We start from the raw sequence: 15556 nt of genomic DNA on the forward strand, positions 1-15556 counted from the left end.
TGGCATAAGTTTTTGGTATAGGCTTCTTCCCTGATGAGGAGACAAGGCACTACCATCATGCCAGTTCTGCGGCGGTGCTCGGGAAGGGCGACCCAGCAGATGAAACAAAACAATAATCTGGAGAGTTGCCGCCATGCCCCCCAGTGCGCTTCAGCCCAAGCCCCCCCGCCGGATCGCGGGCGAGAAATCTGAATACAGCGGGATAAACACCGTATTCGGGTTCTTTCCGAGCCTCCGGCTAATCCGCGCCTTCGCCGCGGTTGCCGAAGCGGAAAGCATCTCGCAAGCTTCGATTGACCTCAACCTTTCGCAATCGGCAGTTACCCAGGCGATCGCTCGGTTGGAGGCGGAACTCGGCTCCCCGCTCTTCGAAAGGCGAAGTAAAGGGAGCTACCTGACCGAAGTCGGCAAGATCCTGAAGGAACATACCGACAAGCTGTTCGCCAACATGGAAGAGGCCTTGCGTGAGTTCGCCGCCGGCAGCAGCGCGCATGGCGGCGCTTCGGTTCAGTCCCTGTCGATGCGGCTGACCAAATCGCAGGTGCTGGCGCTCATTTCGATCAAGGAATCCGGCTCGTTCATGCAGGCGGCCCGCCGTATCGGCGTGGCCCAGCCTACGATCCACCGATCGGCCCGGACTCTCGAAGGCAATCTCAACGCCCAACTGTTCAGCAACACGGCTCGCGGCTCGACGGTGAACGAGGTCGGCTATCGCTTGGCCAACCGCCTGCACCTCGCCGTCCGGGAATTTGAATGGGCCTATGAGCGGATCGAGGCGCAGAAGCTGCGCGAGCGTGGGCGGATTCTGGTTGGCGGCCTGCTGCTTGCAGGAAGCGGGTTCCTCGCCTCGGCGATCAGCGCCTTTTCAGCGACCCATCCCGACGTCAACGTCGACATCGCCACGGCCTCCTACGACGTGCTTCTGGAACGGCTGCGGGCCGGGTCTATCGACTTCATCGTCGGCCTGCTCAAGCTGCCGCCGCCGACCGATGACGTGGTCGAGGAAATTCTCGCACCCGACCCCTATGTCATCGCGGTGAGGCGCGATCATCCTCTCGCCGGGCGCGAGAATGTCACCGTCGAGGATCTGGCCCGTTACGACTGGGTCATGCCCGGACCATTGACGGCGCGCCGGGCCAATTTCGAAATGCTTTTCTCGGATTTTCCGACTGAACCACGCACGAACATCGAAACCTATTCCCTGACGATCCTGTCCCTCCTGCTGGCTGAAAGTGACCGCATGACGATCCTGACGGAGAGCCAGATCCTGCTGGACCAGAGCTTGGGCCACACGCTGGCCAAGGTGCCTTACCGCCTGGCGCAGGAGGATGCGTTCATCGGGGTGACGACGCGGCGGAACTGGGTGCCATCGGATATCCAGAAGAACTTCCTGGACTTCCTGCGCAAGACCCAGATGACCGGTCGCCTGCGCGCTCAGGCGGCGGAGCGGGGCATGGCACGTAGCGCCGGATGAGCCAGAAGGCGCCGCGCGAAACCCGCAGGGGCCGGATCGGCAACGTCTGCAAAGGGCAGGACGCGATGCTGCAAGCCCACACTGAGATTCAGGCGCTGGAGATAGGCGATGTGGGCCGGCGACAGTCCTGGCAAGCGCCCATATGGCTGGCATTTCTGGATGAATTCCCACACCTGCTCGCCGCCGGCACTGTCCCCGCCGACCGCCTTGCGCGCGGCAAGATAGGCATTGCGGGATGAACGATCCGACACGAACCGAAACAGCCGGGTATAAGCGGCAAGACAGCGCGCCACCGCTTCCCCCCGATGAGCGAGAGCATCGCGCGAGGCATAGGCAAGCTGATAGGTAAACTGCGGCAGGGCCTGCCATAACCGCCCCCCGGCAATCACCCGCGTGCGAGGATCGGACAGGCCTGCCACCCCGCAGGGACCGGCATCAACGCGCCCGGCCAGGACGGCTTCGAGTACCTGGGCGTTGCTGCCGACCGAGACGAAGGTGACGCTGTCCTCGCCCATCCCCGACTGGCGCAGCAGCGCGATCATCAGAAGATGGAGCAACCCCTGTCGCTCGCCAATGCCGATGCGCTTTCCGACAAGATCCCGCAAACGGCGAACGTCTGAGCGCGCAGTGCAAACCGCCAGAGCTGGAAGCTGCATCGCGCTGCCCACCAGCCGCACGGGCTGCCCAGCCTCAATCGCCGGCAGCACTCCCGCGAAGGCAGAAATCATGCACAGGTCAGCCGCCCCCGCTGACAGCGCGGCGAGTGGCCCGGCAATGTCCCTGCTTTCCACCAAGGCAATGTCGAGGGCCAGATCACGGGCGAACCCGCAGTCAGCCATCAACTGCTGCAAGGTGGCGTTCTCCACCCCTTGGTTGCTGGCAAGGCGGATCGAAAGCGGGGCCAGCCGTCGGCGCGCGCCAGCAGGGCCTGCAACGAGTGCCGCTGCGGCACTCGCGCCCAAGCCGAAGAGAAAGTCGCGCCGGGGCAGGAACATTGCTCACCCTTCTCACGGCAAGGGCGGTGCGCCGGACCAGGGGCCCAGCGCACCGCCATGCACTTAGCCCAGGTAGGGGGCGATCTTTTCGGGATCGACGAACAGTTCGTCCAGGGTCAGGCGCTTCGGCGTAAGACCCTGCTTGAAGGCGGTCGCCTCCAGCGCTTCGATGGTGGGACGGTTCACCTCGATGCCATAGGGCAACGGATCGGGACCGACGATCTTCTGGAGCTTGCGATACTTGTCCGCTCCCTTGCCCGTGGCCTCGCCCGAATTCAGCTGTTCCAGCCATTCATCCTTGGCCTGGGCGAAAGCATCGTAAAGCGAACGCGCAACCCACGGATGCTGGGCCAGCACCTCATCCTTCACGACAATCGTCCCGTGCATCGGATAAACACCGGTGCGGCGGTAGTATTCGGCCTCAACTTCTTCGGCATTGGGGATGAGATCTGGATAATCGGCCGCGACCTCCTGCCAGCCGCCCGTCGGACTGCCCTTGCGACCGATGCCGGCATTGGCCCCGACGCCAGCCTGAAGCTCTCCATCCGCCATCATGTCGGCCAGGGGCCGGGTGGCATGGATCACGTTGGGCGGCAGCTTGAGCTGGGTAACATGCTCTTCATCGTCGACCACCCAGGTGACCTTGCTGGGGTCAAGGCCGTATTCGTCCATGAAAACCTGGCGGATCCAGGCGCCGGTCGTGACCGAATAGGCGCGCACGCCGACCTTCTTGCCCTCAAGGTCCTTGGGGGTCTTGATCCCGGAATCCGGACGGACAAGCATTCCGGCATGATGGAAACGGCGAACCACGAAGATCGGCAGGCCGATGAACGGAGCGTCATAGCCGCGGGCGATGATGTAGGTGGTCGGCGCCAGTTCGCAGACGTCGAACTCAAGATCACGGACCATGCGGCGGAAGGCGCCGATCTGCGGCTTTACGGTAATGAATTCGGCGTCCACGCCTTCGATCGGGATCGATCCGTCGCGGATGCGGGACGTGTGCGGATGCTCGGCAATGGCAAGCTTGAGATGGACCTTGTTAGCCAAGGGAATTCTCCTGAAATTGGATGTCTGGCACCAGGCTTGGGGAAGGTGCGGGCGGGTTGCGCCCGGCGCGCAAGGAGTGTCAATTCAACCCGCGTGGTATTGGAACGCGCCGGTCCGATATCTTATGAGGTCGGGCGATTTTCACCATCGCCCGCCGCCGCCCTCCCCGCAGGAACTGCGACAGGTTGGCGGCCGCAGGCGCCCACCGGCGCCCGCGCCCCCGTTCAGAACTGCACCTTCACGCCTGCGGTGTAGTAGCGGCCGCGAATGTCGTCGCCGATCGCGAAACCGTCACGCAGGCCCGCGCGACTGCCATTGCCGGAATAGGCTCCGATCGGCGGCTTGGCATCGAACAGGTTCTGCACGTTGACATAGAACTGAAAACCGCCGTGATCGCGCTTGATGTCCCACGACAGGTTGAGGTTGGTCACCCCGAACGCGTCGATGTGGTTGTTGACCCACACCTGCGTCGGATCGCCGCCCAGCTTCATTGCGTTGCGCCAGCGTTCATTGATGTCGAACGTCAGGCTGTCAGTGACCTGGTAGCGGAAGTTGGCGTTGAGGCGGACCGACGGAGCTGCATAGAGACCCAGCGGACCGAACGCCACACCGCCCTGGTCAATGGTCGGCACGTCCGGCTGGATATAGTAGATATGCGGCTGCCAGGCGGCCAGCACGCGTGTCTGGAACGGACGGCCGAACAGTTCCCCTTGATAGTTGACCTCGAAGTCCACGCCCCAAGTCTTCACCTGGGCCAGGTTGATGTTCTGGATCAGCCACATTGTCGCGGCGTTGGCCGGTGTCTGGTCCGCCAGGCCGTTGGGACGCACTTGCAGGGCGCAGTACGGGGACGTGCCGCCACTGTTGTAGCAAGCTGTTTGCAGGCTCTGGGTGGACCCGGTCACCTGGGTAATCGCATTGCTGATGTTGATCCGGTAGGCATCCACCGCGAGGCTCAGGCCCCGCGCCGGCTTCCATACCACGCCCGCCGTCAGGGCATTGCCGATTTCGGCAGTAAGCCCGGGGTTGCCAAGGGTGCGCTGCGGAATTGTGGGGTTGGTGCCGGTCAGGTAGTCGGTTGCCCGGACGATAGTCTGGCTGGTCGGTGCAAACAGCTCATACAGCGTGGGTGCCCGGATATCGCGCGAGCGGGTTACGCGGAAGCGCAGGTTCCCCGCGAGCTCCAGATCGCCGCCGATCTTCCAGGTCCAGTAGTTCCCGCTGGTGCTGTAATGCGTATAGCGTGCAGCCGCGTTGAGGTTGAGGCTCTGGATGATTCCGGCATCCTTGATCAACGGCATCTGGAATTCGCCCGCGCCTTCCCACACGGTCTGCGAAAGGCCGCCCGGAGACGCGCCGAACTGGAAATCGTTGAGCGAGGTAGCGGCAACGGTGGCCGTAGCCGCCTTGCAGTTGCCGAAGCGCAGGCTGGTGCAGTCGGCCACGTTGTCGGGGGTGGAGGTGGAGGTCGAGACGAAGCCGATCCGGCGCCATTCACCCGAAAGGGCGGCGGTGAGCGGACCGGCCCAGCCCTCGAACACGTCGCCGCTGATCGAGCCGGCAACGTTGTCGGTCGTGGTGCGGGCGATGTAGTTCACCGTGTCGGTGATGTAGCTGATGGCGCCCTGGCTCGCGGCGGTCGGCCCGAACGGGTTGAACGGCACGCAACCGGCATAGGCAGCATTGGTCAGCGCAGGCTGGCAGACGATCTGCCCGTTGCTGGAAACGGCATCGAGCGCAGCGGCCAACTTCTGGCGGTTGATGTCGTTGGACAGCCGGTTATCCAGCTTGGTGAAGCCGTGCGTATAGTCGGCCGTCCACTTCCAGCCGCCGATGCTCCCGTCCAGCCCAGCAGTCAGGATGAACTGGCTGGACTTCATGTCCTCATGCGCAGGTGGCACCTGGTTGAGCAGCTGGCTGTAGGTGAAGGTCGTTTCCGTCGCCGGGATCAGGGCCTTGACCGCGGCGGGCAGGAAGGCGTTGTCGCGGCTGAGCGTCACGTTGGAGAGAATGCCGGCATCGCCATCCGAGACGTTGGTCTTGAAGGTGCCCGAGGCCTGGACGAAGGCATGGACCGAATCCGAAAGTTCATAATCGGCGCGCCCGAAGAGCTGATGCGCTTCGCTCCCACTGATCAGACTGCCGTCAAAGTAGCCGCCATCACCGCCGATCTGAATGCCGGAAGTGCCCGTCGCCGTACCGTTGACGAAGCTCGACAGGACACCGTCCATGGTGAAGGTCTTGCCGTTCAGCGTGCCGCTGGTAATCAGGCCACCGAACGGGGTTCCGGACTGACGCAGGTTGGTCTGGAGCACGTACGGGCTCGTCGCCGTGCCGGCGCCGGTGACGCCCACCTGCTGAAGCGTCGGACGGCTCGAGCGAAAGCGGACCGCGTCTTCCTTGCGATACTGGTAGCTCGCCTCGACGTGCAGGCGCTCACCCAGTTGCGTCCCATAGGCAAAGCCGACGTCGCGGCGGCCGTCATCACCATACCGGGAAATGCCGGCGCTGGCCTGCCCCTTGAAACCGTTGAACTTGCGGTTGAGCACGTAGTTGACCACGCCGGAAACGGCATCGGAACCGTAGACGGCCGAGACGCCGCCGGTGACGATATCCACACGGTCCACCAGCATTTGCGGGACGATGTCGACGTCCACAAGCCCGTTGAACAGGGTCGGCGGTACGCGGCGGCCGTCTTCCAGCACGAGGGTCCGGTTGGCGCCAAGGTTGCGCAGGTTAAGGGTGTTGGCCGCGCCGTTGCCGCCCGACTGGGTGCCGGTGTTGGTCGGGTTGGAGGTGCTCTGGCGCGAGCCCGAGAAGGCAGGAATCGTATTGAGCCCTTCCGCCAGCGACATGCCCGGCATGGTGGTCATCAGATCCTTCGAACTGACCACGGTCACCGGCGACGGACTGTCATCGCCATTCTTGACCACGCGCGAGCCGGTGACGACGATATCGACGTCCGCCGGGGGCGGTGCTGCCGTTTCCTGCGCATGGGCCTGAACAGCGAAGACCAGCGCGCTGGCGGTTCCAAGCAGATAGATGGACTTTATGGACATACATCCCCCAAAAGGATCAAGTTGTTGATGTCTGGACCTTGACTGGTCCTTAGTGCGAAAAAGGGTAGATCAGCCGCAAGACCGGGCGGACGCCTGTTCACGATTTGATGTCAGGCTTGGGTAGAGGCGCAGCGCGGTGCGCGAGAAAATCCATTCGCGATCCTCGTCCGACAGCGTCGCGCAACCCCGCATCGCCATGTCGAGCAGATCCTTCATGCTGCCCTCGCTGGCCGGATAGTTAGAGCCCCAGGCGATGCGATCGGCACCAAACTCACTGACCAGCCGCTCCAGGATCGGAGCCGGACGATCCCATCCCTTGCCCTTGAGGAAGTTGACCGAGGTCACCTTCAGGAACAGGTTGGGATGGCGCGCCAGCCGCAATAGAGGCCCGGCCGCCGTGAAGGGCGCACCGTCGGAATAGTCAGCCCGGCCTGCATGATCGAGGAAGAAGTTCACCTCGGGAAACCGCTGCATCGCCGCTTCCAGGGCTTCGAACCCATCCACCGCGTTGACGTTCACGGCAACCGTGATCCCCAAATCTGCCGCACAGGCATAGACAGGGAACAATCGCGGATCGTCGAGGCTCAGCCAGGCCGTGGTGACCGTCGTGCCCTTGACGTAGATTCGCATGCCCGTCAGCCCCTTGGCGAACCACTTGCGCATCGTGTGAACGGCATCGTCTGCCAGCACGTTCATCGAAAAGACGCCGGTCAACCTGTCTGGATAGGCGGCGACCGCGTCGGCCACGTAGCCACAAGCAAAGCCATAGGTGGTTGACGAATGGACCAGAGCTGCCTTTGCGATCCCTGCACTGTCCATCGCGTCGATCAATTGCTCGGTGGTGACCGACCTTTCGTGCGACCAGTCCGAGCGCCGTTCGCCGAGCGGTGAGATCGGATAGCGGACACTGTCTTCGGAAACGACATGCGGATGCGTGTCGATAATTTTCATAACCAAAATGCTCCTCGCATCGAAGCGAGGGCTACATTGATCATCAGTATTTGTTCAATTGTAAGCTTATTACATTCCCGGGGACACCCAAAATTGTCCCGAAATAATATCAGGATAACTTGGATGCATGACATGATATAAACAAGCAGGTGGATGAACGATACGAATTGATCGAGCCCTCTCCTGTTCTGTCGATCATGTATGTGGAGAATTGGCTAGCAATGCGCAAAGCTGTATTTCGTCGCCTGCCATCAGTTTTTGCTATGGAGCGCTGGTGGGAACTGGAAAGCGAACCTGGGCCAATCGAGACGCGGCCTGGATGAACGACGGGCGGCATCCTGCTTGACCGGGCTAAAGCGAGGCATTCCGGACCGGCCAACGCCTCAGCCATTTTGACACACGCCGGAAACCACTCGTTCCCGGGCGAAAGATCGTATTGCGGGGTGAGTTTCCGCATGCTCAGCGGCATCGACCTGCGTGCCATAGCCAGCGGCAAGCGGCGCAGTTGCCGGCTACCTCAAGGCGTTTCCATTCCAGCCTTGAGGAGCTCAAGTAGGGCCGCCACCTTCAGCGTTGCGAACGTCGAGAAAGTGTCAGAAATCGCGTAAGGCAGGGCAATCCGCTCCCCGACCCTGATCGCGCCGCAGGAATAGACGACGTTGGGCACATAGCCTTCGCGTTCGGCTGGCGCCGGCTTGACCAGTGGCTCCCGCGATCGCCCGATGACGCGGGACGGTTCATCCTTGTCGAGCAACACCGCGCCGATCGAATAGTGCCGCACCGGTCCGACGCCGTGCGTGAGCAGGAGCCAGCCCTCATCCAGTTCGATAGGCGATCCGCAATTACCGATCTGGATGAATTCCCAAGGGAACTGCGGCGTGAGGATAGCCGTGCCCAGACCCCATTCATGGATGTCGTCGGAATAGATCAGATGCAGGCTCTCGTTATCGTGCCGGGCGATCATCGCGTAACGGCCGCCGATCTTGCGCGGGAACAGCGCCATGCCCTTGTTACGTGCCGCCGGTCCCCGAAGCGGGGCTAGGCGGAACGTCACGAAGTCCGTGGTTTCCAGCAGTTCGGAGCGGATGCCTTGCCCGCTGTAAGCGGTGTAGGTGGCGTAGTAGGTTGTCTTGCCGCCATCCTCGAACGCCACGAAGCGAGCATCCTCGATGCCGTTGGCCTGCATATCGGTGATGGGAAAAATTACCCGTTCGGAAATGTCGCTTGCCGGATCGAAACCAATCTCCAGCCTGTCGCCAAGCCGGGCCGTTACGGTGGGAACGCCGGCAAGGCGGGCAGGCGGCGCGATCGTGACGGTGCCGTCGCAAGCAAGAATGCCGGTTCGGAAAGTGAGCGACGAGATATGCCCCTCGCCAACCGCCCGCAAACTCAGGATGAACCGGCCGCAACCTTCTTCCAGATTGGACTGGTCGGGATGAGGGACGATGCTGGGGTTGAACAGCGCGGCGGCTTCAAAGCTGTATTCGTGGAGGAAATAGGCGCCGATCAGTTGCAACTGAGCTTTCGAAAGCGACGTGTGGCTGTCGAATATCCGGTCCATCTCATTGGCGCGCCGTTCAAAGATTTCAGGGAGGTTGCGGTGCCGGTCGTCGAAATTCTCAAGCGTTACCGCCAGCAATTCCGCCACTTGATCGGCGCTGAGGGCAAGGACCCTGTCAACAATGCGATTCGCGCGCGTCTTGTCGACCGCGTTGAGGTCCCTGGGTTCGACTGCCGGGCGAAATGGACGGACGAGAACCCGGGAGGGATCCGGTCTGAGATGCAGTGTCTGACGATTGAAGAAATGGGCAGTTGTCATGGTGGCCTTACGCGTCAAGCTGGTGCAGCGGCACTGCGCGATTTCCACCAATGGATGGTTCAGGATGGCGCCGGGCAGCCGGCTCAAGTCGCCGCATGTCGTTCAGCCCCAACAGGTAAGACAGGACAGATTCGGCGCCGCGGTTTTCGTTCGCGCGATCGGGATGGAGCCCGTCTCGGCAGCTTCCCGAAACAATATCGACGAGCGGTATCGCAAGGTCGTTGTCGCCCAGAAACCAGGCAAAGGCGCGCCTGGCCGAAATCAGCCATCCATCAACCGGATCGCTCCCGAATGCGGTGGCGCAAGCCGCAATCGTGGCGCAGGCTTCCAGAGGCTGCTGGTCGAACGCCTTCGGGGAGCTTCGGTCCGAAAGCATGAAACCCTGCGAACCGACCGGCCGGAAATGCCCCTGCGGTGCTGTCTGCATTGTCACCAGCCAGCGGAGGCTACGCAAGCCGGCGTGGATCAGGTGATCCGCGCCGGTCGCCATGCCCGTGACGATCAGCGCCTGGGAGAGGCGCGCATTGTCATAGCTCAGCCGGTCTTCGAACCAGGTCCATTCGGATGTCTCGCTGGCGGACAACAGGTGATCGAGCCGGTATGCAAGGTCCAGCCGCTGCTTGCCGGCTACCCGGTCTTGCGGTGCGACGCGACAGTAGCCATCGAGCCCCAGCAAGGTGAATGCCCAGGCGCGGGGCGATGTGAAGTGCGCAACCGTGCCCAATGCTTCGCCAAACAGACGCTTGGCCCATTGCGCCCGGACGGGATCAGTGCGGGAGGCGGCGCAGACCCCCAGTGCCCAGAGCGTGCGACCATGACTGTCTTCTGATCCGGCAGGTTCCAGCCATTGGCGGCTGAACCCCATGAAATTGCGAAAGCGCCGGTTGTCCGGGTTCCAGCCATGCTGAATGAAAGCCGCGAAACGATCGGTGAGCCCGGAGGTGGCCGCCTCCCCCAAGGCGTCGCCCTCCAGTTCGCAGCACAGCAACAGCGCCCGGGCATTGTCGTCGATGCAATAGCCGTGCGCGCGGTCTGGAATGGAATGAACGGCGTGCTGGAACATTCCGGTATCGTCGCACATCGCGCCAAGGTGGCCGAATGCGGGGGCGGGCAATGCGACTTCGACCGGGCCTTGAAAACTCAAGGGCATTCTTGCCGCATTGCCACGCAGCGAAGTGCGGAAAATGTCGGCGAAACGCTTGCCGGTATTGGCCCAGGTCATCGCCCGGCTCGCTGCGTAAGCCTTACGTCCCATGGCGAGGCGTGCGGAATCATTGGCGAGCAGCGCGCCAACAGCATTTCCCATTGCAGCGGTGTCGCCGAACGACACCAGAACGCCTGAACCATCACTCAGCAGTTCGGCCGCATGCCAGTAAGGGGTCGAGACGACCGGTCGGCCGAGTCCATGCGAATAGGCAAGCGTGCCCGAAGTCATCTGCGATTCCACCAGGTACGGCGTGACATAGACATCGCACATGGCGATATGGTCGAGCAGCGCTGGCCGGTCGACGAACTGGTTGAGAAATACAACATGGTCGTCGATGCCAAGCGCCTGCACCCGCGCGATCAGCGTCTCGCGATAGGCTTCGCCCGTCTCGGCCAGCAGCTTTGGATGGGTTGCCCCCATCACCACGTAGACCGCGTTCTCCGCCTCTTCGATAACTGCGGGCATGGCCTCGATCATCGTTTCGATGCCCTTGTTGGGGCTGATCAAGCCGAAGGTAAGGATGACCTCCCGGTCGCCATATCCAAGCTTCTCCTTGGCCACATGCGAAGTCGCCAGCGGCACATCGGGGATGCCGTGCGGGATGATGTCGATCTTTTCCGGAGGCGCTCCGTATATCTGGCGCAGGATACCGCGCCCCTTGCGGGCCATGACGACAACGCGCGCCGAAGCCGCGATGAGGACGTTCATGACCTGCCGCTGCGGATCGGACGGCCGATCGAGCACGGTGTGGAACACGGTGACGAGTGGCACTTCCAGGGCCAGGACAAGGCCAAGGATCAGGCTTCCGGCTTCTCCGCCGAAAATGCCGAACTCATGCTGCAGGCAGACAACATCGAAGCCTTCGGCATTGATGAAGCGTGCCGCGGCAGCATAACTCTCCGGCTCGGCCTGCGCGATGCAGCGGACGACGTGAGGCGGGAAGTCATAGGTGCTTCCCGGATCGCACATGGCAATGATCGCGGTTTCCGACACGTCCCCGAGACTGCTGACAGCCAATTCAAGATCGGTCGTGAAGGTCGCAATGCCACAACGGCGCGGAAGGGCATTGCCAATGAAGGCAACCCGCAACGGGCGAGCGTGAAAGTCGCCTCAGAGCTTGCCTTTCGGTTTCTGGACCAGGGCGCTCACCGGAAATGCAGGCACACCTGCGATCGTGGCGGGGGACTTCGTCCTGCTTGCCTTGGGTTTGCGGATTTCGCGATTGCTGCGTTTCTGGGACTTGGCCATGTCAGAGGGCCTCGCCTTCGTTTTCCCATGCCGACGGGGCCGAGGAGTCGGGTTGCGGGCGCAGCGCCGAGCGCCTCTTCTTCAAGCCCTGTATCAAGTACGGACGATGGATGTAGGGGTAATGTTCGAGCTCGCGCGCGAGCTGGTCAAGCCGTTCGTTTAGGGAAATGGCTCCGAAATTAGTCACTTCTGCAGAATATCGCATCAACGCGATCTGCTCTTCCTTGAGTATCTCATTGAGGCACATGGCGCACACTCCGACTTCAAGCGAAGGCGCAGGGTGTCCTTCTGTCACGAGTGGCTTGATCATATTTCAAGTGATGGCTGAGCCATAGCACGGTTTAGCAAGATGGCGGCACAGATTCGTTCGGATTATTCATGATGACATCTGACGCGGCCGCGTCCCACCGACGAGGCACATCGCTCCGGAACTCGCGCGTCAGGGCTGAAGTCGACCTGCTTCGGAACGCCTCTTCGCGCCGACCAAGGCAGTCACGGACGACCGCGCTCGCCGACGCATAGCGGCCGCCGTTCCCCTGCTGCCTGAGGAACCCCTCGAAATGGGTGCGCAGGGTGAAGCGCCGTGGCGCCCCAACGCCCCCCACTTCAACAGCGTCTCGGTGCGGCGCCAACTGCGGTCAGCCAGTGTTGCCGCAAAACAACATTTCGTTTCAAAATGTATATCTCGAGGCAACGACGCCTTTACTGACCTTCGTGTCAGTGATTTTATTGACAGCAATGTCAACCTAGCATGCTGCTGATATTGCCGGCGATTCTCGCCGAACCAACACCTCTAAAGAGGGCTGAACCACCTATGACGACTTTCGATTCCCTCCTGTTCAGGAGCCCCTTGCGGCTGCTCTGCGGAGCCGCATGTGCCCCACTCGCCCTGAGCCTTTGCGCCGCACCCGCCATCGCGCAGAGCGCCCCCGACGCTGCAACGGAACCCCCTAACGAGACGATCGTGGTCACCGGCTCGCGCATTGCCCGCACCGATCTGACCGCATCGATTCCGATCGCCGTCGTCGGCGCCGACAAGATCGACGACAAGGGGCAGACCTTTCTGCTCGACGTCTTGCGCGATCTTCCGGTGGCAGGGCAGTCGCTCGACCGCACCGCGTCGAACTTCTCCAACTACGACACCGGCGTTGCCACGGTAAACCTGCGCAACCTCGGCTCGGCGCGCACACTGGTCCTGATCAACGGGCGGCGCAGCGTCGGCATTCCCGGCAGTACCGCGGTCGACCTCAACAACATTCCGACCGACCTGATCGACCATGTCGAGATCGCCACCGGCGGCGCCTCGGCGGTCTATGGTTCGGATGCCGTCGCTGGCGTCGTGAACATCATCCTCAAGAAGAAGTTCACCGGCGTCCAGCTCCACCTCCAGGGCCAGATCTCGGACAGGGGTGATGCCGGCAACCAGCTGGCCTCGATCACCGCAGGCAAGGACTTCGGGGGCGGCGCGGGCCACATCATCGCCAATTTCACCTATGCGAATGACGCTGGCCTCGCCTCGTCGGCCCGCGCCTATTCGCAGTTCGACGCGCCTTCACGCAGCTCCTATGCTGCCCAGGGCCTTTACGACACCAGCGGCACGGCGTCGTACACGCTCGGCGATGGCACGACCTACACCTTCGGCGCCAACAACGCGGTCAAGCCTTACGAAGGCGCCGCGATCGACGGCTACAACCGCGCGGCGGACCGCCTGCTGGCCACCCCGATCGAGCGCTACCAGGCCTCGCTGCTGGGCAATTACGAATTCAGCAATGCGGCCGACGCCTACTTCGAGTTGAACTACACCAAGACCAAGGCGCGCGGCAGCATCGAGCCGCTCGCGGTCGATGATCAAGGCGTCCAGGGCCAGTCGGTCTACAACTACGACGGCTCGGCCTTTGCCGGCATCCCGGTGACCAATCCGCTGTTGCCGGCGACGATCGCCAATGCGGCGATCGCCAACGACCAGGACGTCGTCAATTTCCGCCGCCGCTCCAACGGCATCTTCGATCGTAGCCCCCGGGCGGAGCGGGACTATTTCCGCGGGGTGATCGGCGTCCGGGGCAGCATTTCGCCCGGCTGGAAATACGACTTGTCCTACGAGCACAGCCAGGTGCGCGACGATACCCGGTCGGAATCGATCATGATGACCAACTATGGCGCCGCGCTCAATGCGATCACGCTGAACGGCCAGCTGGTTTGCGCCGATCCGGCGGCCCGCGCCGCCGGCTGTGTGCCGATCAACATCTTCGGCTTCAACACCGTGACCCCGGCGATGATCAAGTGGCTCACGACCTACACCGGCACCGGCGTGGTCGTTCCGGGCGCGACCCCGGGCCAGACCGTGACGAACGACTACCTGCGCTGGAACTACCAGGATGTCGCGTCACTCAATCTGACCGGATCGCTGTTCGAACTTCCGGCCGGCCCGGTCGGCGTGGCCGTCGGCGCCGAGTACCACCGCGAGAAGTCGACCCAGCACTACGATCCCTTCACCATTTCGGGCTACAGCGCGGCGCAGCAGGCGACCGACACGGTCGGCAGCTATCACTCGGCCGAAGCCTACGGCGAAGTGAACGTCCCCATCCTGCGCGATACCCCGTTCTTCCACGACCTGTCGCTCGAAGGCGCGGTGCGCTACGCCAACTATTCGACCATCGGCTCGGTGTGGTCCTACAAGTACGGCGGGGCCTGGGCGCCCGATCGCAACATCCGCTTCCGGGCGATCTATGCCCGGGCGGTGCGCGCGCCGAACATCAACGAGCTTGATGCCAAGCAGAGCACGACCGCGCCGCAGGTCATCGACCCGTGCGACCAGAACGAAGGCAACGGCGATCTCGCGCCCGGCCAGCTGCCATCGTCGGCGACCATTCCGGCGGCCTGCCTCGCCATTCCGGGGATCGCCAACTACCTCAAGTCCCACCCCTACTTCGCCTATACCCTGGCGCAGGTACAGACCGTGACCGGCCTGCTCGGGGGCAATCCAAATCTCAAGGCCGAGGCGACCGATACTTTCACCGCTGGCTTCACCCTGACGCCGACGTTCCTGCCCCGCTTCGACCTGACGGCGGACTATTATTCGATCAAGGTGAAGAACGCCATTTCATCGGTCGACCAGCAGACCTCGGTCGAGCAGTGCCTCGCCACGGGCAACCCGCAGTTCTGCAACTACGTCACCCGCGATGCCAATGGCTTCATCACCGCGGTGGACTCGTTCCAGGTCAACGCGGCCTCGTACCGCGTGGCCGGGATCGACGTGCAGGCGCACTACTGGTTTCCGACCCACCTGTTCAACCCGAACGAGCGGCTGAGCCTGTCGGTCTACTACAACCACAAGTTCAAGCAGGAGCAGACGCCGTTCGTCGGCGGGGTGGTCTCGAACGAGCTGGGCCAGGCCGACACCTATGCCGGCAGCCAGCTCGGCACCGGTTTCCGCAACCAGTTCACGCTGGGCGCGGACTACGCCACCGGCCCGGTCTCCATAGCCTGGTCGATGAAGTACTATGGTCCGGTCGATGCCAGCGAGGGCGCGTTCCACATCCCGGCCTATACCTATCACAACCTTCAGGCGAAGGTCGCGATCGGGCCGGACCGGAAGTTCGAGTTCTACCTCGGCGTCAACAACCTGTTCGACAAGCAGCCGCCCTACATCGCCAGCGGCAACAGCCAGTTCCCCGGGACCAACACGGTGGCGGACACTTACGATCTGTTCGGCCGCATGCTCTATGCCGGCGTGAAGGCGCGCTTCTGATCCCGCCG

General features: G+C 62.5%; 11 protein-coding genes. 2 read left to right on the forward strand and 9 right to left on the reverse strand.

Features of this window, described 5'->3' with window-relative positions; all coding sequences use genetic code 11:
* Positions 1–133 precede the first annotated feature (133 nt).
* The gene (locus tag H7F51_RS04705; RefSeq protein WP_185663077.1) at positions 134–1474 is read left to right on the forward strand and encodes a LysR family transcriptional regulator; all 1341 of its coding nucleotides are present in this window, start codon (positions 134–136) and stop codon (positions 1472–1474) included.
* On the opposite strand, the gene H7F51_RS04710 is transcribed toward H7F51_RS04705, so the two are convergent.
* From H7F51_RS04710 to H7F51_RS04750, 9 genes are all read right to left on the reverse strand, one after another.
* A complete protein-coding gene (locus tag H7F51_RS04710; RefSeq protein ID WP_185663078.1) occupies positions 1435–2469 on the reverse strand; it encodes an ABC transporter substrate-binding protein in 1035 nt (344 codons plus the stop codon). The two genes, H7F51_RS04705 and H7F51_RS04710, sit on opposite strands and share 40 nt — an antisense overlap.
* Before the next feature lie 63 nt (positions 2470–2532).
* Entirely contained in the window at positions 2533–3516 is a 984-nt protein-coding gene (locus H7F51_RS04715; protein WP_185663079.1) for an ABC transporter substrate-binding protein, read from the reverse strand.
* A gap of 224 nt (positions 3517–3740) precedes the next feature.
* Complete coding sequence (locus H7F51_RS04720; RefSeq protein WP_185663080.1) at positions 3741–6575, reverse strand: TonB-dependent receptor plug domain-containing protein; 2835 nt, start codon at positions 6573–6575, stop codon at positions 3741–3743.
* A 69-nt stretch (positions 6576–6644) separates the two neighbouring features.
* A complete protein-coding gene (locus H7F51_RS04725; RefSeq protein ID WP_185663081.1) occupies positions 6645–7526 on the reverse strand; it encodes an amidohydrolase family protein in 882 nt (293 codons plus the stop codon).
* 517 nt (positions 7527–8043) lie between these two features.
* Complete coding sequence (locus H7F51_RS04730; RefSeq protein ID WP_185663284.1) at positions 8044–9345, reverse strand: glycoside hydrolase family 130 protein; 1302 nt, start codon at positions 9343–9345, stop codon at positions 8044–8046.
* 7 nt (positions 9346–9352) lie between these two features.
* On the reverse strand, positions 9353–11641 hold the full coding sequence (locus H7F51_RS04735; protein ID WP_185663082.1) for a glycosyltransferase family 4 protein: 2289 nt from the start codon (positions 11639–11641) through the stop codon (positions 9353–9355).
* 21 nt (positions 11642–11662) lie between these two features.
* Positions 11663–11800, reverse strand: coding sequence for a hypothetical protein (locus H7F51_RS04740; RefSeq protein WP_185663083.1), 138 nt, complete (start codon positions 11798–11800; stop codon positions 11663–11665).
* 1 nt (position 11801) lies between these two features.
* Positions 11802–12110: a hypothetical protein gene (locus tag H7F51_RS04745; RefSeq protein ID WP_185663084.1), complete on the reverse strand. Its 309-nt coding sequence runs from the start codon at positions 12108–12110 to the stop codon at positions 11802–11804.
* A 31-nt stretch (positions 12111–12141) separates the two neighbouring features.
* On the reverse strand, positions 12142–12405 hold the full coding sequence (locus H7F51_RS04750; protein WP_185663285.1) for a type II toxin-antitoxin system ParD family antitoxin: 264 nt from the start codon (positions 12403–12405) through the stop codon (positions 12142–12144).
* A gap of 359 nt (positions 12406–12764) precedes the next feature.
* Here H7F51_RS04750 and H7F51_RS04755 point away from each other — a divergent pair, with 359 nt between their 5' ends.
* Entirely contained in the window at positions 12765–15548 is a 2784-nt protein-coding gene (locus H7F51_RS04755) for a TonB-dependent receptor domain-containing protein (protein WP_343061206.1), read from the forward strand.
* Positions 15549–15556: the final 8 nt, after the last annotated feature.

Source organism: Novosphingobium flavum, assembly GCF_014230315.1.
GTDB lineage: Bacteria > Pseudomonadota > Alphaproteobacteria > Sphingomonadales > Sphingomonadaceae > Novosphingobium > Novosphingobium flavum.

Excerpts from the sequence above, each read along its gene's own strand:
- H7F51_RS04745 (WP_185663084.1), bottom strand. The coding sequence starts at position 12,110 with ATGATCAAGCCACTCGTGACAGAAGGACACCCTGCGCCTTCGCTTGAA.
- H7F51_RS04705 (WP_185663077.1), top strand. The coding sequence starts at position 134 with ATGCCCCCCAGTGCGCTTCAGCCCAAGCCCCCCCGCCGGATCGCGGGC.
- H7F51_RS04725 (WP_185663081.1), bottom strand. The coding sequence starts at position 7,526 with ATGAAAATTATCGACACGCATCCGCATGTCGTTTCCGAAGACAGTGTC.
- H7F51_RS04740 (WP_185663083.1), bottom strand. The coding sequence starts at position 11,800 with ATGGCCAAGTCCCAGAAACGCAGCAATCGCGAAATCCGCAAACCCAAG.
- H7F51_RS04710 (WP_185663078.1), bottom strand. The coding sequence starts at position 2,469 with ATGTTCCTGCCCCGGCGCGACTTTCTCTTCGGCTTGGGCGCGAGTGCC.
- H7F51_RS04720 (WP_185663080.1), bottom strand. The coding sequence starts at position 6,575 with ATGTCCATAAAGTCCATCTATCTGCTTGGAACCGCCAGCGCGCTGGTC.
- H7F51_RS04730 (WP_185663284.1), bottom strand. The coding sequence starts at position 9,345 with ATGACAACTGCCCATTTCTTCAATCGTCAGACACTGCATCTCAGACCG.